A 23459-nucleotide genomic window follows, 5' to 3' on the forward strand; every position below is an offset into this window, starting at 1 on the left:
CGCTCAGCGCCCGAGATACTTCTGCAACGTTGCGAGCTCTTCTTCGCTGGGAGCGCCGGGCTTTCCCTTGCCCGCGGCCTTACCGCCCAGACCGAACCCGGAGCCACTGACAACGGCAGTGCTGCCTGGCTTGGTGCCCGCGGCGATCGCCGCGTTCTCCGCAGCGCGCTTGGCCGGGTTGCCCGAGCGCGACCCCTTCACCTTCTGCGGCTTCGCCTTGCCGACGTAACCGGCTCCCGGGATCGGACCCATGCCCGGAACGTTCGGCACGCCGCCTTTCGCTACAGTCTTCATCATCTTCGCGGCCTGCTCGAAGCGCATCACGAGCTGGTTGACATCCGTCACGGTCATGCCGGAACCCCGCGCAATGCGCACCCGGCGCGACCCGTTCAGGAGTTTCGGGTTAGCGCGCTCCGCCTTCGTCATCGACTGGATGATCGCCTCGGTGCGCACGATCTCTTTCTCGTCGAAGTTGTCCAGCTGCTGCTTCATCGCGCCGGCACCTGGCAGCATGCCCATCATCTTCTTGATCGAGCCCATGTTGCGCAGCTGCTGCATCTGCTTGAGGAAGTCGTCGAGCGTGAACGTGTCGGTCGCGAACTTCTCGGCGACCTTGCGAGCTTCTTCTTCGTCGAACGCTTCCTGCGCTTGCTCGATCAGGGTGAGCACGTCGCCGAGGTCGAGGATGCGACTGGCCATCCGGTCCGGATAGAACGGCTCGAAGTCGTCAAGACCCTCACCCGTTGAGGCGAAGATGATCGGACGACCGGTGACGGATGCGACCGACAACGCAGCACCACCGCGCGCATCGCCATCGAGCTTGGACAGCACGACGCCGGTGAAGTCCACACCGTCCTGGAACGCCTTGGCCGTTGCCACCGCGTCTTGCCCGATCATCGCGTCGATGACGAACAACACTTCGTCTGGATCGGTGGCCTTTCGGATGTCCGAAGCCTGCTTCATCAGTTCTGCGTCGACGCCAAGACGGCCCGCCGTGTCGATGATGACCGTGTCGTACTGCTGCCGTTCCGCCTGCTTGACGGCGTCCTTGGCGACGCGCACCGGATTTCCCACACCGTTGCCGGGCTCCGGCGCGAACACCGGCACGCCGGCCTGTTCGCCGACGATCTGCAACTGGGTGACCGCGTTCGGCCGCTGGAGGTCTGCCGCGACGAGCATCGGGGTGTGGCCGCCCTTGACCAGCCACTTCGCGAGTTTTCCGGCTAGCGTTGTCTTCCCTGCACCCTGCAGGCCGGCGAGCATGATCACCGTCGGGGGCTTCTTCGCGAACAGCAGTTGACGCTGCTGCCCGCCGAGGATGCCGACAAGCTCCTCATTGACGATCTGCACGACCTGTTGCGCGGGGTTCAGCGCCTTGTTGACCTCGTCACCGAGCGCACGCTCGCGAACAGCCGCCGTGAACTGCTTGACAACAGGCAGAGCGACATCGGCGTCGAGCAGAGCGCGACGGATCTCGCGGACGGTGCCATCGACATCCGCAGCGGAGAGTTTGCCCTTGGTGCGGAGGTTCTTGAAGGTGTCTGTAAGGCGGTCAGAAAGGGTGCCGAAAGTTGCCATGGTCCGTCAATCTTAACCTGTCGGATGGTGTGCGTCCGCCGCGGGCTATCCGTCAGTTCGCCATGTCGACGGCCGACACGTCTCCCTGGATGTCGAAGCTGACCACGAGCAGATACTCAGTGTCGTCCGGGCTGATCGAGTAGTCGAATTCGGCGAACGCATCGCCGTCGTCGTCACGTTGCGGAAACAAGCCGACATGCACGAGCTGCAGCGAACGCAGCACATCCATGGGAATATCCCCGGAGTTGTGCACGAGAAGATCGAGCAGACTCTCCCCCAAGGTGCCGACGTGGACGTCGACGTACTGCGCGGTGACGGATTCCCGCTCGCTCAGCTGAGCGATGAGCGCGTCACGTGCGCGCGCGTCAAAGCCCTCCAACGAATGGATGACTGCCGCCGCCAAAGCCAGCTGGGCGTCGCCGACCGCGGTCTCGTCATCGGCGGTCAGGTCGATCGCGACGACCTGGTTGCCAAGCTCGGTCTCGCTCGACCAGCGGAGGCCCCCGTAGCCGTTGTCTTCGATGACACCGAAGAAGTCGTGCTCGATCGACATTGGATGCTATCCAACCAGTTGTGCGGCGAACACGTGCGGGGTGAAGCCGGTGAGATCGTTGATGCCTTCGCCCTGGCCGACGAGTTTGATCGGCAGGCCCGTCTGTTCCTGCACGGCGAGCACGAATCCGCCCTTGGCCGAGCCGTCGAGTTTGGTCAGCACGAGCCCGGTGACGCCGGCGTGTTCGATGAACGCGTGCGCCTGAGCCAGCCCGTTCTGCCCGGTCGTCGCATCGAGCACGAGCAGCACTTCGGAGATCGGCGCCTGCCGTTCGAGCACCCGCTTGATCTTCGACAGTTCGTCCATCAGGCCGCCCTTGGTCTGCAACCGCCCTGCCGTGTCGATGATGACGATCTCCGTGCCGTCTGCCTTGGCCTTTTCGACCGTTTGGAAAGCGACGGATGCGGGATCCTGACCGTGCTGCTGCGGTCGCACGATCTCGGCGCCGGCGCGTTCCGCCCACGTTGCCAGCTGCTCGACCGCGGCCGCGCGGAACGTATCGGCCGCGCCGACGACGACAGTGCGGTCGTAGGTGCGCAGGAACTTGGCGAATTTGCCGATCGTCGTCGTCTTACCCACACCGTTCACACCGACGACGAGCACAACGGCCGGGCGCTCGGTGAGCTTCAGAGTGGGGTCCAGTTTCGAAAGGCGTTCCTCGATACCTTCGCGCAGCATCCGCTGGAGGTCGGCCGGGTCTGTCGTGTGAAAGTGGGCCACCTTGGCACGCAGATCATCCACGACGGCGTCCGTCACATCCGGGCCGAAGTCTGCGGTGATGAGCGCGGACTCGAGGTTCTCCCAGGTCTCCTCGTCGATGGTCTTCTTCGCGAACATGCCGCGCAGTGCGCCGGAGAGCGACCAGGGGGTGTGTTCAGCCATGCGCACAGTCTATTCGCGGAGCGGCGCCGACTATCGGCCGCAGCCTGGCCGCACGAAGACGCGCTCCCGATCCCCGGGGCAGTCCTGACTTCTACAGAACATTGATGGCACTCGCACGCCAACGATCGCGGTATTGCTCGAGACGAATTGCCACCGCACGTACTCGAACGGCGGTACGCACAATGACCACGCCCTCTACAACGCCGTCCCTGGGGGCACTGCAGGTCACGCGGATGATGTGCGCCGAAGGAAGGCGCGCCAGCAGCCGCGGTGCCTCCCGCGCACGGCTCGAGACGATGACTCGTTTCAGAATGTGTTCGTAAACGTCTGCGGTTACCCAGCCGATGAGCTGGTCGAGTTCACGGGCCCCCGCTAACACTTCAAGCACGCCACGCGTCAGATTCTGCAACAGAATCTCCTGGTACGTCGGTGGGTTCCCGTCGGCCTGGCGGCCCACGGGAACGACGATCTTGAGGCGTTGGGAGTCAACAGCACCTAGCAGTCATGGCGGATCCACAGGTGCATTCGGGTTCATCGTTGTGAGGCCGAGTGCATTCCACGCTTTCAGGAGCGCCTGATCTCCGCTTGCGGCGGCAAATTCATCGCCGCTGAGTTCTGCAGCAGCCGCACAGTGGACCGCATCGTATCCGCGGAGCCCGAACCGTCGCGCTAAGTGACCGGCCGCGACCATCAGCTGTGCGTCGAGCTCGCGTATGTTGCATTGTCGCCACACCGCGGCGACCAAAAACAGCGCTTCGTCGTGGTCGCTTGATGTAATCCGCCCAAGGCGCTCTGCCGCGGCAAGTGCGGCTGACACTTCGACGTGGACGAGTCGCGTCACCACGATCTGGTCGGCCGCGTCCCACAGTCGCCGGCAGCGGGCGGAGCCCGCCTCATCGACAACGAGCGGCAAGAACGCCGAGGTGTCGAAATAGGCGATCACGCTCGCTGCGCCTCCACCAGATCACTGACGGGGCCCTTTGCTGCGATGGGCCGCGGCAATGGCGTGCGCGGAGCGGTTGGAGCCGTCAAGAGCTGTTCAGCCAGTAGCTGTTCGAACGCAGATGCACCCTCGACCGGAACGATACGGGCGATTGCGTGCCCGTGATCGGTCACGGTCAACGACTGACCGTTGCGGACGGCCTGAAGCTGACTGCTCAGCGAATCGCGAAGCGCGCGAATGCCGATACTCACGATTGCCTCCGTGGCGTCATCTTTCCCTCAATTGTAGCCACAATTCATGCGATCGGAATTGATGCGATCGGCTCGACCGTAGGGGTCACCCCGGCAACAGGAAGACGTGCTCTCGCTCGTCGGGCGCAAGCAACTCGACGATCGCGCGATCGAGCGTCGCGAGCACCGCTCCCGTCGTCGCCGCGAGGTTGACAAGATGTGCGTCGGTGACCTGCCGATAACTCGACATGCGGTCTGTGACGATCGCAGCGCGTGCAAGCGATGAATCGTCGATCAGAAAGACATGCCTTGGCAGCGCACGGATTGCAGACAGACTCGCAATCGCCTCGGAAGCTCGGATCGAGGACCCTACCACCGCTGCGTTCATCGACAATCGCAGGTACCCTGCCTCCGTGAACGGCGTCGTCGCCCACGCATCGGTCAGGGCGTCGAACCAGGCGTGGCTGCGGAGGTGATGCACATGCTGCGGCCAGGCCAGGGCGATCAACACATTGACATCGAGCAGATAGGGCTTAGTCACCATCGCGATGCTCGTTCACAAGGTCGAGGGTGATGGCGGCCGCGTCAGAATCAGGTCGGAAGATCGGAAACCCACTCGGGCTCGCACCAAAGGCGTTGTCGCGCGGAGCAAGACCCCGCAGAGCGAGCCGACTAACGGCCTCACCGATCGAAATCTTGCCATCGCGGGCCAGCGCCCGTGCCGCGCTCAGCACTGAGTCATCGATATCCAACGTCGTTCGCATCACATCATCATAACATCAGCGCATCACGCGTCGCGACGAGTGTATTGTCCGGTGATTGAGGAGCGAGCGTCAGCGAGTGTCTCGAAATCCCGCCGTCGGTTGGCCCGTCGAGTGCTGGCTGATTCGTCGTTCGACCGGAGGGTGCGCGCTCTGGCGGCTGGGCACTGGTTCAGCGCGGGTGTCCGGTGTCCCGACCGCGGTCGAGGACGTAGTGGGTCATCGCTTGCACGTGACCGGTCGGTGCGCCACCTGCGGTTTTTGTCACGGTTGGGTAACGGTCTGAGAATGTTTGAAGATCCGCGTGTTTTCGCGGGTTTTCCGGGGTCGGAATGTCGGTGGCCTGTGACAGATTGGGGGTATGAACCAGCCGTTGCAACCCCTGCAGGACGACTTGACGTCGTTGACTGCCACGTGGGACGGCGCCCTGCCCGCGTTCGGTGTGCGCACCGACACGACCACCGGCGACGCCGGCACGGCGTCCGCTGTGCAGGTGGATGTGGAGTCGATGAGTGATGCCGGGCTGATCGGTGTGACGGATGCGTTGGCCCGGCTGATCCGCGACGGTAACGCCGTGTTGGTGAGGGTCGCGGCCGAGGTCGCCCGCCGCTCCCCGGCCGAGGCCGGCCGGACCGGGTTGGCGAAACAGCACGGATTCCTGGGCCCGACCCGCCTGGTCGCCGCCGCGACCGGCGGCAGTATCACCGAAGCCTCCCGGCTGGTCTCGGTCGGCACCGCCACCGCAACCCGGCAGTCCTTGACCGGGCAGCAGTTACCGCCGACCCACCCGCACGTGGCCGCGGCATTGCAGGCGGGTGGGATCAGTGTGTCGGCGGCGTCGGCGATCACGACCATGTTGGATCGGGTGGCCCGCCGGGCGAACCCCGGCCAGGCGGAGGCGATGGAGCAGCTTTTAGCGCAGAAGGCGGCGGATTTGCCGTTAGAGATCCTGTATCGGCTGATTCGGGAGGCCGAGGCCCGCCTGGATGCGGACGGTGTCGCCCCGAAAGAAAAAGAACTCCGTGCCGATCGTGCCGTGTACATTCGGCAGGACGCACACGGCATGACCCACCTGTCCGCCCACCTGGACCCGGAGTCCGCCGCGCCGGTGAAAGCGGCGATCGAAGCCATCGTCACGAAAATGTTGCGCGCCCGACATGACGCCGAACACGCCGGCGAAAGCGGGGGCGGAAGCGGGGGCGAAAGCGGGAGTGGGGACACGCCGGTGCTGGTGGATACCCGCACCGTGCCGCAACTGCAGGCCGACGCGTTGACCATGATCGCCGACCACGCGGGCGCCTGCCGGAAAGCCCCCGCCGCCTCAGCCACAACCGTGGTCGTGCGCATCGACCTGAAAACCCTCACCGACGGCATCGGCCACGGCAGCATCGACGGTATCGACCAACCCGTCAGCGTGGAAACGATCCGGAAACTGGCCGCCGGCGCGAACATCATCCCCCAAGTCCTCGGCACCGACTCCCTGCCGTTGGACCAGGGCCGGGCCGCCCGCCTGTTCAGCCCCGGCCAACGCATCGCACTAGCCGAACGGGACGGCGGCTGCGCCTGCTGCGGCCTGGACGCCGCGTACACCCAAGCCCACCATATTCGCTGGTGGGAGCGAGACACCGGACCCACCGACCTGACCAACGGGGTGCTGCTATGTCCACCGTGCCACACCCGAATGCACAACGACGGCTGGATCATCACCATCGACCAGCACGGCCGAGTCTGGTTCACCCCACCACCCCATGTCGACCCCGACCAGAAACCCCGCCTCGGCGGCACAGCACGCTACGGGTTACCCGACCTCGACGCCGCATAGAAGACAGCCGTACCGGAGACGCTTCGGCTTCGCTCAGCGACCGGGACCCGGCCATCACCATCCGTACGGCGAGCGCTTCGGCTTCGCTCAGCGACCGACACCCAACCATCCACGGGCGCGCTAGGCGCGCTACGGGCGTTCTTCGGTCGCGACCCGCTGACCGATCACGGCGGAAACGCCGTCCTGCCGCATCGACACCCCATAGAGGGCATCCGCAATTTCCATCGTGCGTTTCTGGTGTGTGATCACAATCAGCTGACTGGCCTCACGCAATGACTCGAAGATCGACAACAGCCGTCCGAGGTTCGCGTCGTCCAGCGCGGCTTCGACTTCATCCATGATGTAGAACGGGCTCGGCCGCGCTTTGAAGATCGCGATCAGCAACGCAATGGCCGCCAATGAGCGCTCACCACCGGAGAGCAGCGACAGCCGCTCGATCTTCTTGCCGGCCGGCTTCACCGAGACCTCGATACCGGTGGTCAGCATGTTCTCCGGATCGGTCAAGAAAATGCTGCCGGCGCCACCTGGGAACAAGACGGGGAACACCTCGGCGAATGCAGCCCTGGTGTCTTCGAAGGCATCCGCAAAGATCGACTCCATCTTGCCGTCGATCTCCTCGATGATCGTCAACAGATCCTTGCGCGTGTTCGTCAGATCCGTGAGCTGCTCGGTGAGGAACTTGTGCCGCTGCTCCAATGCAGCGAACTCCTCGAGCGCGAGCGGATTGACCCGGCCGAGCTGAGCGAACTTGCGCTCGGCCTTCTCAAGCCGCTTCTGCTGCTGTTCCCGATCGAACGGAATACCTGTGGGCTCGATACCGGTCTCGATACGCTCGCTGGCGCTCGCTACTCGACCACCAGATTCCGGGGCAGCATCTGGCGGGATCAGCACGTCCGGGCCGTACTCGGCGACGAGCACGTCCTCGACCAGCCCGAGTTCGCTGCCGGCGCGCTCCAGCAGGCCGGACAGATGAAGTTTCTTCTCGTAAATCTGCAGTTCCAGCCCGTGCACGCTCTCGCTGATCGCCTGCAACCGCTCCCGCAAGGCGGCCTCCTCGCGGCGCAATGCGGCCAGCTCCTGGTTCTGCTCAGCGCGCTCCGCTTCAGCGGCGGCCAGCTCGACCCTCGCCTGCGATACCGATCGATCGGCGGAGTCCAACACGGCGGGCAGCGATGCGATCACCGCGTCAGCCGCTTCGACCTGCCGGTTGCGGATAACAGCTCGCCGGGCGGCAGCCTCCGCGGCAGCCCGCTCTGCCTCCCGCTGACGCACGAGAGTGTCGCCGCGCGCCCGCTCAGCTCGCACCCTTTCCTTCGCCGTCTCGAGCGCCAGTCGCGCGTCGACCTCGCTCTCGCGGGCCGCCTCGAGTTCAGCGAACAGCGCGTCCCGCGAACTGACGTCGAGAATCGGTCGGGGTCTGGCCGCGGCGGTCTCGAGAGCGGCCTTCGCGCGATCAGCGCCACCTTCAGCATCCGCAACGGTTTCACCAGCCACGGCGAGCGCGACGCGCAGCCGCTCCGATTCAGCGGCGGATGCCTCCACCTGCACCCGAAGCCGGTTCAGCAGCTCGCTCTGCGCCGCTAGCGATGCATCAAATTCACGCAAGGATGCCAGGGCGTGCGCGGACTGCTCCTTCGCCACCTGATGGATGCCGCGCTGCTCGGCGAGCGCGAACTTCGCCCGCTCGATCAGCGAAAGCACCTCGCCATGCCGTTCCGCGGCCGCATCTCGATCTGCGACGAGTTCCAGCCTGCTGCGTTTGGCACCAGACCCGCCCCGCAGCACATACCGACTGAGCACGTCACCGGATTTGGTAATCACGCTGATGGTGCTCATGATCACGCTCGCGTCCGCCGTCTCGAGTTCCGCCCAGAACGAGCGGGCGACTTCAAGATCATCGGCGATCACCACGTGCGCCAGCAGGCCGAGTACTCCTGGTGGCGCCGTCACCACGCTCTGTCCGGCAACCAAACTGGGCGGCAGAACAACACCGTGCGGCAAGGCCATGCTCGTCCCAACCTGAGAATCGGATGCCGCCGGCCCAGGCACGTTCTCCGCCGAAGCCTCGGCCAGCAGCAACTCGACGCGGCCGAACTCGTCCGCTTGAGCACGCTCCAACGCATCGATTCCCGCATCCCGATTCTCGGCAAGCACCGCGTCTGCGAGCGTGCCCAGCGCCGCGGCAACCGCTGCTTCAAACCCCGGCTTCACCTGCACATGTTCAGCGACGAGCCCGCGGATGCCTGGCAGCCGGGCGGCGACGAGCGCACTTGACCCGTCCTTCTGATCGAGAGCAGATGATAACGCACCGGTTCGCGCAGCGAGGGCGTCGCGTTCTCGTTCAAGCGTGTGCAGATCTTCGCGGAGCCGTTCAATCTCGCCCTCGGCCTCGAATACCTGCGCCTGCGCGAGCTCGTAGGCCTCATCGAGGTCGTTTTCGCCCGCGTCGGCCAGCGCGGCCTCGGCCTCAGCCGACGCGAACTGCGCGCGCGCCGCTTCGAGCCGCTGCGTCGCTGCGTCGAGAGCGTTGCTCTGCCGCAGTACTCCGCCGCGTACGGCTGCGAGCCGGGACGCGGCGGCATCCGCCTGTCCTGAGAGTTTTGTGAGCTCAAGGTCGTGCTTGGAGACCAGAGCACTCTGCGCAGCGATCTCCTCGTCGAGCGCGTCGAGGCGCCCGCGTGCGGCCGCTGTCGCGGCGCGCGCTGCGCTCCAGGCGGCATCCGATTCACCTACGGTCTCGAGCAGCCGCGCGGCCTCCTCGCGGGCGGCATCCACCATCTGCTGGCTCACCGTCACGGCAGCGTCACCGGAATCCGCCTGCGAGCCGAGCAGGGCGAGCCTCTGGTTGGCGAGAGTGTACAGACCGCGCAATCGTTCCTGCACCGACTCGAGGCCGAACGTCGTGCGGCGTGCACCATCTACGGCATCGGACACCTGCGCCTTCTCGAGGCGGGCGATGCGCAGCTGCTTCTGTTCCAACTGTTCTTGCAGCACGATGCGTTCGCTGTGCCGCTCGCTTTCCGAGCGGTTGTGCGCGTCGAGGGCGTGCCGCAGCGACACCACCTCGTCAGCGAGCAACCTGGCCCGGGCGTCCCGCACGATCGCCGCGATCGACTGGGCCTCTCGAGCGATCTCGGCCTGGTGCCCGAGCGGTTTCAGCTGCCTGCGGATCTCACCGGCCAGGTCGCTCAGCCGCGTGAGATTGGTCTGCATCGCATCGAGCTTGCGCAGGGTCTTCTCTTTGCGCCGGCGATGCTTCAGGATGCCTGCGGCCTCTTCGATGAAACCGCGCCGCTCCTCCGGCGACGCACGCAGCACGGCATCCAGTTGTCCCTGCCCGACGATGACGTGCATCTCGCGACCGAGACCGGAGTCGCTGAGCAGCTCCTGCACATCAAGCAACCGGCAGGACTGCCCGTTGATGGCGTAGTCGCTGCCGCCGTTGCGGAACAGCGTACGGCTGATCGTCACCTCGGAGTATTCGATCGGGAGGGCGCCGTCTGCGTTGTCGATCGTGAGCGTGACCTCCGCACGGCCGAGCGGCCCGCGGAACGAGGTGCCCGCGAAGATGACGTCTTCCATCTTGCCGCCGCGCAGAGTCTTGACGCCCTGCTCGCCCATCACCCAGGCGAGTGCGTCGACGACGTTCGACTTGCCCGACCCGTTCGGGCCGACCACGCAGGTGACCCCGGGCTCGAACGCGAATGTGGTCGACTGGGCGAAGGACTTGAACCCCTTCAGGGTCAGGCTCTTCAGATGCACTCGGCGCCCTCCCCGTTCACTCCCCGCGACACTGGTTATACGGTACCGGACTCGGCCCACCCGGCCGCGCAGCCGCGCAGCGTGAAGCGCCAACGAACGATTCGTTGCCTACAGCCGGAAACCGCCGTCGCTCGTCAACACCTGCCCGACGATCCAGCGTCCCTCGTCGCTTGCGAGCCAGCCGATCAGTCTCGCGGGGTCAGTCGGTGCACCGAAGCGCCCGAGCGGCATGCCCTGCAAGCGGGCATTGAGGTCATCCAACGGTCGATCGGTCGTCTCGGCATCCAGATAGCCGGTGTTCACAGGCCCGGGATTGACTGTATTGAGGATGATCCCGCGCGTGAGCAGTTCGCTTGCGACGGTCGGCGTGACGCCGGCGAGCGCGGCTTTGCTCGCGGCATACGCGACCTCGCCGGGCATCGGCCCGTCCAGCTGCCCGGACGCCATCCAGATCACGCGTCCGGTCTCGAATTCGTCGAATGGGCCAGCGAAGGGCGGCCTCACGCCTGGCCGAGTTGGCGCGTCCGGCCGGATACCGGCACTCTGAGTCACATCCGAGAATTGCTCTGCGAATGCCCGCGTCAGCAACAGGGTCGAACGCGCGTTGACCTGCCAATGGCCGTCAAGTCGCTGCGGTGTCATATCGAAGATCGATCCGTCGCCGCCGCTTCGCGCATGATTGCAGATCAGGATCCGCAACCGGCCGACGGCGGCCACGGCGGCGACGGTCACGCGTTCCGGCGTCATCGGATCGGCCATGTCCGCGCTGATGTCCCCGAACCGCGCATCCGGATGCTGCACCGAGCGGATGCCGTCGCGCACGGCACCGAGATCATCCGCACCCCATGGCTGCCCCTCATCGTGCGCCGAATAGTGGTGAATGAACACGTTCGCACCGAGCTGTGCGAGCCGCACGGAGATCGCATAGCCGATCCCCCGCCGACGGGACACGCCCGTGACCAGTGCGGAGCGCCCGAGCAACGGATACGCGGCGTGCTCACGGGCCTCGGATACGCCGGTTTCGAACATGGTCACGACTGTAGCAAGCGGGGCACGCGCAGCCGCTGGCAGTGCGGGCAGAAGTGCGATGAGCGATTCATGAACGCCTCACGCACCATCGGCCGCCCACAGCGCGGGCACGGTTTGCCCTGCTGACCGTAGGCGTTGAGGCTGTGCGAGAAGTAACCGGATGCCCCGTTGACGTTCACATAGTGCGCGTCGAAGCTGGTGCCGCCCTCTGCGAGTGCCTTGGCAAGCACGAGCCGCACCTCAGTCAGCACCGCGCGAGCCTTTCGACTACTCAGGGATGCTGTCGGCTGAGCGAAGTGCACGCGCGCCGCCCAGAGCGCCTCATCCGCATAAATGTTGCCGATGCCGCTGATCAGCGTCTGGTCGAGCAGCGCCCGTTTGATCCCGGTGTTCTTGCGTTGAAGCGACGCGAGGAACGCGGCATCCGAAAACGCCGGATCGAGCGGATCCCGCGCGATGTGCGCGACCTGACTCGGTACGAGAGCCGCAGAGTCCCCGAATCCGCCCGGCGCGGCATCCGGAGTGTCAACGAGGCGGTCCACCGCCATCGAGCCGAAGATGCGTTGGTCGACGAAGTGCACCGCCAGTTCACCATGCTCCGGATGCTGCAACACGAGTCTGATGCGCACCGGCCCGTCATCCTCAAGTCGCGCGCCCGGCTCGCGCAGCAAAACCTGCCCGCTCATCCCCAGGTGCACCAGCAGTGCAGAAAACGACGGACTTTCGCAGCGACGCGCAGGGTGCTGCAGCGGCGCGACCGGCGTGTCACGGAAATTGTCCGTCGTTTTGTTCGCAGCGGTTGGGGCACTCACGACCGCTGAGACACCCACGACAGTTGGGGCGGCCAACGGCAACCACAGGAACTTTCCCCGGCGCACCGCCGCAGTGAACCGCTGCCCGGTCAGCCGAGCGGCGAAGTCACCTGCAGCAGGATCGTGCCGTCGCAGTGAGCGCGCATCGAACACCTCGACTGAGGAGACCGTTGCCCCGGTGATGGCCGGCGCAAGGCCCGCCCGCACGACCTCGACCTCAGGAAGTTCGGGCATTCAACTGCGTCCACGCATCGAGCGCGGCCGCCATTTCGGCGTGCTTCTTACTGCTGCCCTCGCCTGTCGCACTGATCAGTCCCGGCACTGTGACCGTCGCGCGGAAAAGCTTGTTGTGGTCGGGGCCTGTGTTGGTCACCGAATAGCTCGGTGCGGGTGCACCGTGATGTGACGCGATCTCCTGCAGACTGGTCTTCGGATCCATCGCGGCGCCGAAGCGGCTCGGGTCCTCGAGCAATGGCTCGATCAGGCGCAACACGAGTGCCGTAGCGGTCTCGCCGCCTTCGCTGATGTAGGCAGCGCCGATGATCGCCTCGACGGTGTCTGCGAGGATCGATGACTTCTCGGCGCCACCACTTTGAGACTCGCCACGACCCAGCCGAAGGTATGCCCCGAGACCGATGCCGCGCGCAACCTCGGCCAGCGCGACACTGCTGACGAGGCCCGCCCGGCGCTTCGCCAGGTCGCCCTCGTCTAATGTCGGATGCGTGCGGTACAGCATGACCGTAACGGCCTGCCCCAGAATCGAATCGCCGAGGAATTCGAGGCGCTCGTTGTTCGGGATGCCGCCGTGCTCATACGCGTATGAACGGTGGGTCAGGGCGAGGGTGAGCAACTCGGTGTCGATAGCGACCCCGAGCGTGCTTTGCAGGGTGTCCAGTTCGTTGTCGCGCTCGCGCGCTGCATCCGCCGTCGGCATCCTGCCCTCCCGATCAGACGTCGGCGACCTTGCGACCCTTGTATTCCAGGAACAGCGCGGTGCCGGCAGAATCTTCGACAACCTTCGCGCGGTGCGGCAGGCTGTAGGTGACCCTGCCGTTTTCGACGGTCTTGACGAGCGTGGGGACCTCAGCCTTCCACTGCGAACGGCGCGAGTGCGTGTTCGAGCGGGACTTCTTCCGCTTCGGTACAGCCATGTCTATTTCTCTTCTCTATTGTCAAAATCAGTGCTGTCAAAATCGGTACTGTGTAAACCGCTGTGGTTCGTGCCGGCCAGACCGGCCGCACCCTCAGAGGCGGCAAACCCCGCGAGCGCAGACCACCGTGGATCTGCGACTTCTCGCGGCGAATCATCGGGGCTGTCGGCCAGCCGCTCACCTGTCTCTGGGTCGAGACCGGGGCAATCGGGTTGGCATACCGGCTGAAACGGTAGTGCGAGTACCACCGCGTCTCTGATCAGAGGTTCAAGATCCACGTGGTCGTCGTGAACCTCCGAGTCAAAAGCTTCTCCAGAAGAATACGCGAAAAGTTCCTGAAAATCGACTTCGACCGGCAGCGCGATGTCTCGAAGGCAGCGCCCGCACTCACCGGTCGCCGTCGCAAACGTCTCAGCGGTGACCAGGATGCCCTCGTGAACGGACTCCATTCGCAGCCGGACGTCGAGCGTATCGCCCGCCTGCACCGACACCAGTCCCTCACCGAGGCGCTCGCCAAGCACGATCGTTAAATTCTGCTCGCGCATTTCGCCGGGGCGATGCATGAGGTCATGAACCCCCACAACGAACGGATTGCGATTGCTGCCGGAGTGCTGGCCGACCTTGTTGCTTGTCACCGCACAATTCTATGCGGTGAGGCTGGTGCAGATGGTGCGCCGGGACTACGCGGTGAGCCTGGCTCGCCCACGCAAGAGCTGATCCGTCTGCGGCAGCAGCGAGACCGGCAGGAAGAGTGCCCGGGCTCGCACACCGATCGGTGCGCGCGTGGCAAGGGCATTCAGTACCGCCCGTAGCTCGTCCGCCCGGTCAGGATCGATCATGCCGTGCCCCGGCCGACCGAATTCTTCGCGTTCTGTGGCTTCCAACAGTGATTCGAGCCCGGCGCTTGCGGCAGGATCGGAATCGATGAGTTCTCCGATCCTCACGGCGAATGCACGCGGCGTTTCGGTGTCAGGCACTGCGATGCGCAAATCGCGGGCACTCTGCCTCAACTCCTTCCAGGCTAGCCGCGGACTGCCCCACTCGTCGCGCAGCAGTCGCAATCGCGACCGACGCTGCCAGCGGCGCACCCCGGCAGGCAGGAGCAGCAACGCAAGGAGGAAGATGGCGACCAGAACGCTTGAGACGACAGCACCGAGTTCCTGCGCTGCGGTGGTCTGGGTCGGAACGCCGCTGAGATTCGTTTTGTCCGGGCCCGGCGCAAGTGCCCCGGGGGAACGTGACGGAACGGTCGAATTCGGCACCGACGAGGTCGCGCCGCCCGGAATCGTGTATGCAGGGAGCGAACCTCTGCTGACCGTGGGCTCGAACTGCACCCAGCCCACTCCGGAGAAGTACAGTTCTGGCCACGCGTGCAGCTCATCTGATGTGACGCCGAACAGTGTCTGCCCGTTTCGGGACCCAACAACCGTGCCGGGCAGATACCCGATGCCGATCCGAGACGGGATGCCGAGCGTGCGGGCCATGATCGCCATCGCGGATGCGAAATGCACACAATATCCGCTTTTGACCTTCAGGAACGCCGCGATGGACTGCATGCTGTCGCCGTCGTAAGAATTGTGCACGGGAGCGGTGGTCGAGTATACGAAACCGTCATTTTGGAAGTAATTCTGCAACGCCACCGCCTTTTCGTACTCGGTGGTGGCTCCCTGAGTGACCGTTGCGGCTGTTCGGGCGATGATCGACGGCGCATCGAACGGAACGAAGAGATCGTGTGCTGCGACGGTCTCTGGAATGGCACCCGTCGCATCCGCCAGCTGCTGCGCCTTCGGCTCGAGGTCGAGGCCTTCCACCCGATAGGACTGCCCCTGTGTGGTCGAGGTCACGCCGGAAACGGTGAGGTCCGTGGTGTTCCACTGCCACGATCCCTGCAGCCCCTGCACGCCGGTCGCCGGATAGGGTGCCGGGATCCACGCGCTCTCCATGTTCTGGATCTGCACGTCCGTTTCGATCTTCGTCGACGCGACACCCGCCGCCAGCCCGGGCACTGGGCCGAAATTGCCGCTTGCCGGCAGGCTCTTCGTCGATCCGTCTCTGTGACGCCAGATCGTGCCCGTGAATTGGTCCAATGCGGTCAACCGCAGATACGGCGTGGTCTTGGCCGTCGTGGTGTATGTGAAAACGGGCACAGGCGCCGGGCGGCGCAGGTCTGCTCCCAGATCGATCAGCGGGTTGACCCCCGCCCCGATCAGGATGCCGCTGCCGGCGATCCCCTGCCGCCCGATCTGCTGGAATCCGGGTGCCGTGGTCGACAGCGTCAGCGCCACAACAGTCACCGCGGCGGCCACGGACAACGACATTCCTAGTTCACCCCAGCCATTGCTGCGCCGCCGCGTGTCGACACGCAAGACGAGCAGGTATGCGGCAATGCAGGCGACCAGTGACAACGGCGAGATGCCGGTCGGCAGCAGCAGGGACGGCACGATCAACATGACAGCCATGACGATCGCGGTCAGTGCCGGACGACGCGCCGCGCACGCGATCAGGTCAAGCAGCAGAGCAGCAATCCCGGCGAACAGTGTGATCAGAAACAGAAATTCGGGCAGAGAGTCGGCGGGCACCGCTTGCTGATCGAGCGAAACGCGAGCAAGCGCAAACAATTCACCGAACCGCTGAAATGTCGCGGGGGTCGGCACGAAGGCGACGACGGAATGCCCGCCGCCGAACGACGCCGTCAGCACGGCGAGCAATTCAACGGCACCGATGATCGGCACTGCGAGCCGCGGTACGCCGAGCGTACGCAGCCCCGCAGCGCTCAGCAGAAGCAGAATAGATATCCCGGTGAAGGCGAACCACCAACTCGGGCCGTCGATCAATCCGATCATCCCTGTGCTCGCAGCCGTGGCGAGTACAACGAGGGAAGCGGTCATCCCCCACTGGCCGTCATGTACACGGGCTCGCGCCACGGTGCGCTGAAAAGTGACACTAACCATGGCGAGTGGCCTCCGAATACAGACGGGAGGCCTCTCGCCACGCCGTTTGCGGGTCATCTCCTGAGCTGACCGTGACGCAGGTGAAGCCCGCGCGCACGAGGTCATCGTCGCCGAGGCGACTCGCGCCGCCGAGCAAGAAGGCGACGGCGGGGTCGCATTGATGGCGCACAGAGGCGAGCACCGTCACATCGCTCAGTCCGCCGTCGACGAGCACGGCGAATACCGGCACGGCTTTGCCACCACGGCGCAGGCCGTCGGCGAGGATGTCGCCGGCGCTCGAGGCGTCTCGCTCACGCTGACGAGCAGACTGACCGACCTGCCGAACGGACGCGAGATTGGCCAACAGAAGCTGTTCGCCTGCTGGAAGTTCGAACGACGCCGCGGCCGAGCCGAGCACTCCGAGGCGACCCGCCCCCGTGCGCCCGGAGAACTGCACGCGTCCTGTCTCCACGACATTCACCACGAACCCCTCGTTCAACAGATGGGAACCGAGCGCCGCGACCAGGGTGACAGCCTGTTCGAATGCGGCGTTACGCGAGTGATGACGCGTGACGTGCCGGTCGGTGCGGGCCGCGCGGCGGGTGTCGAACAGAATCCAGGCGTTCGGGTCACTGCGCTGCTCTTCTTGGCGCACCATGAGTTTGTCGTGCCGGGCAGTCGCGCGCCAGTGCACTCGGCGCAACGGGTCACCTGTGCGATATTCGCGCGCGATCAACTCGTCTGCACTCGGAATGCTATGCCGCAACAGCTCGTATTCGGTGCCTTCGGTGGTGGCGGTGTCCAGCTCGCCGTGGGCAAGTGGAACAACACGCGGGGTGACCAGCAGGGGTCGTTCACCGCCGACCGCATACTCGGCGCGAGCAAGCCCGAACGGATCAAGGCGGGCCAGGAGCACGGGGCCGACCTCGTACACCCCGCGATGCTGGGTGCGGATGCGATAGTGCAGCGTGGCCGTGTCCGGCCGGTTCCTGGTGGGCAGCCCGTGCTCGGCAAGCCACGGTAAGGGGGCTGGCCCCGGCGCACTCAAGCCCGTGCCGACCATGTCGCGCCAGCGCATCGGCGACGGTGAGCGGGAGCCGTGATTGCGCACGGTCAGTGTCGCCTGAGCTTCCTCACCCGTCGCGACGATTTCAGGCGAGAAGGAGCGCGAAACGCTCAGCCACGGGCGATCGAGCACGAGCGCCAGCATTGCGGCTGGAGGGAGCACTGTCAGCACCAGCCCCACGAAAAGCAGGTCGACACGGCCCAACCACACGGCGCCGATGAACGCAAGGATTCCAGCTGTCTCCAGCGCCCACCCGCGCAAGGTGGGCCGCGGGCGCGTCACCCGCGGCATCCGCTCGCGCGCCCCGGACATGGTTCAGCTCGTCGAACTCGGCACAGGGGTCGCCGCAACGATCCGCTCGATGATCTCTGCGATCAGCGGCGCACTTTCGTGGTGCTGGCCCATTGCCCGGCTGGTGGGCAACAGGCGATGGCCCAGCACGGGCACAGCAAGGATGTCGATGTCGTCGGGCAACACGAAGTCGCGTCCGTCCAACGCAGCGCGCGCCTTTGCGGCGCGCACGAGCTGCAAGGTCGCACGCGGGCTGGCTCCGAGCCGCAATTCGCCATCCTGTCGAGTGGCCCTGGCAATATCGACCGCGTAGCGTTTGACGGCGACGGATGCGAACACCCGACGCGCAGTGGCCATCATCGCACGCAACCGGTCGACTGTGACAACAGCACCGATACGCGACAGCGGGCTCGACGTGTCCCGCCCGTGCAACATGTCCATCTCGGCTTCTTCGTCTGGATAGCCCATCGCGATCCGTGCCATAAACCGGTCGCGTTGAGCCTCGGGCAGGGCGTAAGTGCCTTCCATCTCGATGGGGTTCTGGGTTGCTACCACGATGAACGGGCTGGACAGCGGATAGGTCGATCCATCAACGGTGACCTGGCGCTCCTCCATGCACTCCAGCAGCGCCGATTGAGTCTTCGGGCTGGCCCGATTGATTTCGTCGCCGATGACGATGTTGGCGAACACGGCACCCGGTTTGAACTCGAAGCGCCGCTCGGCCTGGTTGTACACCGACACGCCTGTGACGTCGCTGGGCAGCAGATCGGGGGTGAACTGGATGCGGCTGACCGAGCAATCGACCGACTTCGCGAGAGACTTCGCGAGCATCGTCTTTCCGACGCCGGGCACATCTTCGATCAGCAGGTGTCCCTCCGCCAGCAGCACGGTCAGCGCCGTCTGTACCGCTTCGTGCTTTCCGTCGATGACGGACTCAACGTTCACGGCGATCTGACCGGCTGCCCGTTGCAGCTCTGCCAGCTCCATCTCTCCTGTTTCTGCTTCAGGAGCGACAGACGAGTCGGTCGGTTGCCGGGTTGGGAAGCTGTTCATGACTCGTGCAGATAGTCATAGACAGCCCGCGGTACATACGGGCTGACGTCGCCGCCGAGCGCGGACACCTGCCGCACAAGCGAACTCGAGACGTGCGCGTTCGCCGGATTCGGCAGCAGGAAGATCGTCTCGACCTGCGCGAGGTTGCGGTTCACGATCGCCATCGGAGTCTCGTAGGCGACATCGATCTGCGAACGGATGCCCTTCACGAGAACTTGGGCGCCGACATCCGTGCAGTAATCGACGAGCAGGCCGACACTCCACGATGCGACGAGGATATTGCCGGCAATGCGGGCATCTTTGATCGATTGCTCGAGCAGAGCAACGCGCTGGGCGATCGGCAGCAGCGCCGCCTTGTCCGGGTTGTGCACGACGAGCACGTGCACCTCGTCGAACAGCCTTGCGGCGCGCTCAATCACATCGAGGTGACCCAGCGTGACGGGGTCGAACGATCCAGGGACAACGGCGATCCTGTTCATAGGCTTCCAGGATAGTCGTTCACGGTTATCCTTTCGTTACCGATTGCTGACCGAATGATGTCCGTCTGAGCGTGCCCTCAGTTCTTCGCAAGAAATCAGTTCTTCGCAAGAAAGTCGCGCTCCGACTCGTCGAGGCGGCGCGCCAGCGCGGCCGCGAGCGCCGGATGGCCCGTCAGCTGCGGATCTGCCGAGAGCACGCCCTCCGCCAACTCACGCGCGAACGTGATGACGACTCCGTCGCGCGCCACACGCAATAGTCGAAGTGAGGAGCGCCCACCGGATTGTTCGTTGCCGAGAACGTCGCCCTCCCGGCGCAGTTCGAGATCGACCTCGGCCAGGGCGAAGCCGTCCAGCGTCGATGCAACAGCATCCACACGCTGTCGGGCCAGCGTCTCTGCTTCTGCCCAGGTCACAAACAAGCAGAGGCCGGGGTGCTCACCCCTGCCCACGCGGCCGCGCAATTGGTGCAGCTGTGACACCCCGAACCGGTCCGCGTCGAGCACGATCATCGCCGACGCGTTCGGCACGTCGACTCCGACCTCGATCACGGTCGTCGCCACGAGCAGATCGATCTCGCCGGCTGCGAAGGCGCGCATGACGGACTCTTTTTCATCGCCCGACATGCGGCCGTGCAAGGCGGTGATGCGTGCCGAAGCCAAAGCGGGATTCCGCGTGACCGCCGCGAACGTGGACTCGACGGATGCCATGGGCCGCGCCGATTCGGCAAGCTCCTCATCACCCGCCTCACGAATCTTCGCACTGATCGCAGGGCAGACGACGAACACCTGATGCCCCGCGGCTATCTCCTCCGCCGCGCGCGTCCACACACGGCGTTCCCAAACCGGATGCTCCGCCAGCGGTACGACAAAGTTCTCAATCGGCTGTCGGCCTGCCGGCAATTGGGTGATCGTCGAGACATCCAGGTCGCCGAAAACCGTCATGGCGACGGTACGCGGAATCGGAGTGGCAGTGAGCACCAGAACGTGCGGCGGCGTCGCCCCCTTCAACCGCAGCGCCTCGCGCTGGTCAACGCCGAAGCGGTGCTGCTCATCGACCACGATCAGACCGAGATCGTAAAAGGTGACAGCGTCGTGCAGCAGAGCATGAGTACCGACGACGATGCGGGCTTGCCCGGAGATCGTGCGCAGCAGCGCCTTCTTGCGCGCCGCGGCCGGGAGCTGACCGGTGATCAGCGTCGGCACCAGTTCTGCCGCGAGGTCCGGGCCGAGGATGGCTGCGATCGAACGCAGGTGCTGGGCAGCCAGCACCTCGGTAGGTGCCAGTAGGGCCGCCTGGCCGCCCGCATCCGCGACCGCGAGCATGGCCCGCAGCGCGACCAGCGTCTTGCCGCTGCCGACTTCGCCCTGCACAAGCCGATTCATCGGAGCTTCCTCCGCCAAATCATGTGCGATCTCCGCTCCGACGATGCGCTGATCGTCGGTCAGCGTGAAAGGCAGCGCCGCGTCGAACCGTTCCAGATAACCGCCGGCACGGGGAACCCTGGGCAGTGCACGCGCGCTGCGTGCGGCGGCCCTCTGCTGTAGCAGCGCCACCTGAAGAACGAATGCTTCATGGAAGCGAAGGGTGTCTCTGGCGTGCAGCCAGTCGGCATCCGTTTGCGGATTGTGGATGAGTTCCAGTGCCTTGCGGTACGGCAGGAGCGTCGCAGCTGTGCGCACGGTCTCTGGGATCGGGTCGGCTATCACGCCAAGGGATGCGAACGCCTGCACGACGCACTTGCGTACGTCCCAACTGGTCACGGTCGATGTCGCCGGGTAGATCGGAACCGGCGTCATTGCCCAGCGCAGGGCAGCCGCGGAATCACCATCGAACGCGTCGGATTGCTCGGCGAAGAGTTCGTAGTTCGGGTGCGTCAGTTGCAGCGTGCCGTGATAATCGGAGACCGTGCCCGCGAAGACGCCGCGCAGACCGGGTTTCAGCTGTTCTGCACGCCACGCCTGGTTGAAGAATGTGAGGCTGAGCAGGCCGGTGCCGTCGGTGATCTTCGCCTCGACGATCGAGCCGCGCTTGGTCTTCATGTCGCGTTTGCTGACGGAGAGCACTTCGCCGACGATCGTGACGGCTTCGCCCACCGGCAGGCCGTTCAGCGCCGTCAGCTCACCTCGCCGAGCGTATCGGCGAGGATAGTGGCTGAGCAGATCGCCGACGGTGATCATGCCGAATGCCTTCTTCAACACGGCGGCACTCCTGCCGCCGAGAACACCGGTCAGCTTGCTGTCCAAGCCGACCCCGACTGCACGATCTCCGACCTCGCGAGCGCCGGCACTCCGCACGCCTCTGCTGGGTGACGGTGCGGACATGCACCGAGTCTAAAGCGCGCCACCGACACCCAGCCCCGCGCGGTCGGGCCCACCCTGCATCGCCCGGGATCGGACGGTAGCGTTGAAGCCGATGACACGAATCGTTTCCGGCTTCGCCGGCTCGCTCACCCTTGCGGTTCCTCGTTCGGGCACCCGGCCGACGAGCGATCGCGTGCGCGAGGCGATGTTCTCAGCGCTGGTCGCCCGCAATGCAGTTCACGACGCTAACGTGCTGGATCTGTACGCGGGATCCGGCGCACTGGGGTTGGAGGCGGCGAGCCGGGGGGCGGCATCCGTTGTGCTGGTCGAACGCAGTAGGGCTGCGGCAGAGATCTGCCGAGCCAACGCCTCGGCGATCCTCACAGCGGCGAAAGGGCGCGCCGCACCGAGGCTGAGCACCGTCGTGTCCTCCGTTCGCGGTTTTCTGGCCGGGCACTCAGCGGCGGCAGGCGGCTTTCAGCTGGTGTTCCTCGACCCGCCGTATGACCTGCCTGAGAGAGAACTGACAGAGGATCTGGCCACCCTCGAACCGCTGCTCACGGACGACGCGGTTGTCGTCGTCGAGCGAAGCGCTCGTTCACAGGAGCCGACCTGGCCGCCGCTGCTCACCCTGGATCGACGCAAGGTCTATGGCGACACCGCGGTGTGGACCGCCGATCGCATCGTCGCCGAATAGCCGACGCGTCGCACGCTGCACAGCACGCGTCGCGGCCGGTAGCGCGGTGCAGCTCAGCCCCGCGCGCCGTTCCAACCGGCATACGGGTCCCAGCCGCCGAGGCCGGTGTACGGCAGGCCGTCGACGAGGAGCCCGTCGCCCGCGACGACGGTGCCGATCCGGCGGAAACCGTCTGGGAGCGGCGCCGCCGGTGGAAAGCACGCCAACAGGCTGTGATCTTCGCCGCCGACCAGGGCGCGGTCCGGTTCCGCACCGAGCGCGGAACGCTCAAGATCGATGGCGACGCCGGATGCCTGCGCAATCCGCCGCGCATCCAGCGCCAACCCGTCACTGAGGTCGAGCATCGCTCGCGCATCGCCCCGCGCAGCGGCAACTCCCGCAGCGATCGGCGGATGCGGCCGCAGCTGGGCCTCGACTGCGACGCGGTGCTCGCGGCGCAGGGAAGCGGCCAACCGGGCGTCCGGCGAGCCATCAGCATCCGTTGCATGCCGAAACAGCAGCGCCAACCCGGCAGCAGCGCCGCCGAGATCGCCTGCGACCGCCACCACATCATCGATCCGCGCCCCGGATCGCAGAACGGGCGCCCGCCCTTCGAGATCGCCGAACGCCGTCACGGCGATCGTGAAGGTGTCAGACGCCGACAGGTCGCCGCCGACGACACCGCAGCCTGGTGCGAGTTCTGCGCACGCTTCCCGCAACCCGTCGGCGATGCCCTCGAGCACGACGACCGACGTCGTGCGCGGAGCAGCAATCGCGACCAGCAATGCCGTCGGGCGCGCACCCATCGCGGCAACATCCGCAAGATTGGATGCCGCTGCCTTCCAGCCAAGATCGACGGGGGACGACCATGCGAAGCGGAAGTCCGGACCGTGCACCATCAAGTCCGTCGTGACGACGTAACGCCCATCCGGGGCGGAAAGGACAGCAGCATCGTCACCGGGCCCGACAAGCGCGGCATCCGAGAGCGGCAGCCGCGGGAAGATGCGGCGCAAAGCATCGATCTCGCTGACCGCCTGCAGCGTGTCGGCCGGCTGCAGCGTGTCAGCCGGCTGCAGCGTATCGGCCGGCTGCAGCGTATCGGCCGGTTCGTCGGGTTCAGACATCGTCATGCTTCAAACGG

At 65.4% G+C, this 23459-nt stretch carries 22 protein-coding genes; 2 read left to right on the forward strand and 20 right to left on the reverse strand.

Annotated features, from left to right (window positions below; genetic code table 11):
* Positions 1-3: 3 nt before the first annotated feature.
* The 8 genes from ffh to QU604_RS12710 all read right to left on the reverse strand — a co-directional run bounded on the left by ffh (position 4) and on the right by QU604_RS12710 (position 4950).
* Positions 4-1578 carry a signal recognition particle protein gene (ffh, locus tag QU604_RS12675; RefSeq protein ID WP_308464991.1) on the reverse strand — a complete coding sequence of 525 codons (1575 nt, stop codon included), beginning with the start codon at positions 1576-1578 and terminating at the stop codon, positions 4-6.
* A gap of 52 nt (positions 1579-1630) precedes the next feature.
* Positions 1631-2131: a DUF2004 domain-containing protein gene (locus QU604_RS12680; protein WP_308464992.1), complete on the reverse strand. Its 501-nt coding sequence runs from the start codon at positions 2129-2131 to the stop codon at positions 1631-1633.
* A gap of 6 nt (positions 2132-2137) precedes the next feature.
* On the reverse strand, positions 2138-3013 hold the full coding sequence (gene ftsY, locus QU604_RS12685) for a signal recognition particle-docking protein FtsY (protein WP_308464993.1): 876 nt from the start codon (positions 3011-3013) through the stop codon (positions 2138-2140).
* 91 nt (positions 3014-3104) lie between these two features.
* Complete coding sequence (locus QU604_RS12690) at positions 3105-3470, reverse strand: Rv3235 family protein (RefSeq protein ID WP_308464994.1); 366 nt, start codon at positions 3468-3470, stop codon at positions 3105-3107.
* Between the two features lie 45 nt (positions 3471-3515).
* The gene (locus QU604_RS12695) at positions 3516-3956 is read right to left on the reverse strand and encodes a type II toxin-antitoxin system VapC family toxin (RefSeq protein ID WP_308464995.1); all 441 of its coding nucleotides are present in this window, start codon (positions 3954-3956) and stop codon (positions 3516-3518) included.
* Positions 3953-4207: a type II toxin-antitoxin system Phd/YefM family antitoxin gene (locus tag QU604_RS12700; RefSeq protein WP_308464996.1), complete on the reverse strand. Its 255-nt coding sequence runs from the start codon at positions 4205-4207 to the stop codon at positions 3953-3955. Before QU604_RS12700 ends, QU604_RS12695 begins: the two co-directional genes overlap by 4 nt.
* Positions 4208-4292: 85 nt before the next feature.
* Positions 4293-4730 (reverse strand): TA system VapC family ribonuclease toxin, encoded by a 438-nt coding sequence (locus tag QU604_RS12705; protein WP_308464997.1) that lies wholly within the window; start codon positions 4728-4730, stop codon positions 4293-4295.
* Positions 4720-4950, reverse strand: a complete 231-nt coding sequence (locus QU604_RS12710; protein ID WP_308464998.1) for a hypothetical protein — start codon at positions 4948-4950, stop codon at positions 4720-4722. Before QU604_RS12710 ends, QU604_RS12705 begins: the two co-directional genes overlap by 11 nt.
* Positions 4951-5308: 358 nt before the next feature.
* Between QU604_RS12710 and QU604_RS12715 the strand changes: the two genes are divergently transcribed.
* A complete protein-coding gene (locus tag QU604_RS12715; RefSeq protein ID WP_308464999.1) occupies positions 5309-6769 on the forward strand; it encodes an HNH endonuclease signature motif containing protein in 1461 nt (486 codons plus the stop codon).
* A 129-nt stretch (positions 6770-6898) separates the two neighbouring features.
* On the opposite strand, the gene smc is transcribed toward QU604_RS12715, so the two are convergent.
* From smc to QU604_RS12770, 11 genes are all read right to left on the reverse strand, one after another.
* Positions 6899-10531, reverse strand: a complete 3633-nt coding sequence (gene smc, locus QU604_RS12720) for a chromosome segregation protein SMC (protein WP_308468919.1) — start codon at positions 10529-10531, stop codon at positions 6899-6901.
* A 108-nt stretch (positions 10532-10639) separates the two neighbouring features.
* Positions 10640-11560: an SDR family oxidoreductase gene (locus tag QU604_RS12725; protein ID WP_308465000.1), complete on the reverse strand. Its 921-nt coding sequence runs from the start codon at positions 11558-11560 to the stop codon at positions 10640-10642.
* A 2-nt stretch (positions 11561-11562) separates the two neighbouring features.
* The gene (mutM, locus tag QU604_RS12730) at positions 11563-12606 is read right to left on the reverse strand and encodes a bifunctional DNA-formamidopyrimidine glycosylase/DNA-(apurinic or apyrimidinic site) lyase (RefSeq protein ID WP_308465001.1); all 1044 of its coding nucleotides are present in this window, start codon (positions 12604-12606) and stop codon (positions 11563-11565) included.
* Positions 12590-13306, reverse strand: coding sequence for a ribonuclease III (gene rnc / locus QU604_RS12735; protein WP_308465002.1), 717 nt, complete (start codon positions 13304-13306; stop codon positions 12590-12592). Before rnc ends, mutM begins: the two co-directional genes overlap by 17 nt.
* Positions 13307-13319: 13 nt before the next feature.
* Positions 13320-13523: a 50S ribosomal protein L32 gene (rpmF, locus tag QU604_RS12740; protein WP_308465003.1), complete on the reverse strand. Its 204-nt coding sequence runs from the start codon at positions 13521-13523 to the stop codon at positions 13320-13322.
* Positions 13524-13525: 2 nt separating this feature from the next.
* Positions 13526-14086, reverse strand: coding sequence for a YceD family protein (locus QU604_RS12745; RefSeq protein WP_308468920.1), 561 nt, complete (start codon positions 14084-14086; stop codon positions 13526-13528).
* A 117-nt stretch (positions 14087-14203) separates the two neighbouring features.
* Positions 14204-16474, reverse strand: a complete 2271-nt coding sequence (locus QU604_RS12750; RefSeq protein ID WP_308465004.1) for a transglutaminase TgpA family protein — start codon at positions 16472-16474, stop codon at positions 14204-14206.
* The gene (locus tag QU604_RS12755; protein WP_308465005.1) at positions 16467-17831 is read right to left on the reverse strand and encodes a DUF58 domain-containing protein; all 1365 of its coding nucleotides are present in this window, start codon (positions 17829-17831) and stop codon (positions 16467-16469) included. Before QU604_RS12755 ends, QU604_RS12750 begins: the two co-directional genes overlap by 8 nt.
* A gap of 3 nt (positions 17832-17834) precedes the next feature.
* On the reverse strand, positions 17835-18863 hold the full coding sequence (locus QU604_RS12760) for an AAA family ATPase (RefSeq protein ID WP_308465006.1): 1029 nt from the start codon (positions 18861-18863) through the stop codon (positions 17835-17837).
* Complete coding sequence (gene coaD / locus QU604_RS12765) at positions 18860-19342, reverse strand: pantetheine-phosphate adenylyltransferase (RefSeq protein WP_308465007.1); 483 nt, start codon at positions 19340-19342, stop codon at positions 18860-18862. The genes QU604_RS12760 and coaD overlap by 4 nt, the downstream gene beginning before the upstream one ends.
* A gap of 95 nt (positions 19343-19437) precedes the next feature.
* Complete coding sequence (locus tag QU604_RS12770; protein ID WP_308465008.1) at positions 19438-21663, reverse strand: ATP-dependent DNA helicase RecG; 2226 nt, start codon at positions 21661-21663, stop codon at positions 19438-19440.
* A 91-nt stretch (positions 21664-21754) separates the two neighbouring features.
* Here QU604_RS12770 and rsmD point away from each other — a divergent pair, with 91 nt between their 5' ends.
* Positions 21755-22339 carry a 16S rRNA (guanine(966)-N(2))-methyltransferase RsmD gene (gene rsmD, locus QU604_RS12775; protein WP_308465009.1) on the forward strand — a complete coding sequence of 195 codons (585 nt, stop codon included), beginning with the start codon at positions 21755-21757 and terminating at the stop codon, positions 22337-22339.
* Between the two features lie 53 nt (positions 22340-22392).
* On the opposite strand, the gene thiL is transcribed toward rsmD, so the two are convergent.
* Entirely contained in the window at positions 22393-23442 is a 1050-nt protein-coding gene (gene thiL, locus QU604_RS12780; protein WP_409350033.1) for a thiamine-phosphate kinase, read from the reverse strand.
* Positions 23443-23459: the final 17 nt, after the last annotated feature.

It is taken from the genome of Rathayibacter sp. SW19, from assembly GCF_030866825.1.
Classification (GTDB): Bacteria; Actinomycetota; Actinomycetes; order Actinomycetales; family Microbacteriaceae; genus Rathayibacter_A; species Rathayibacter_A soli.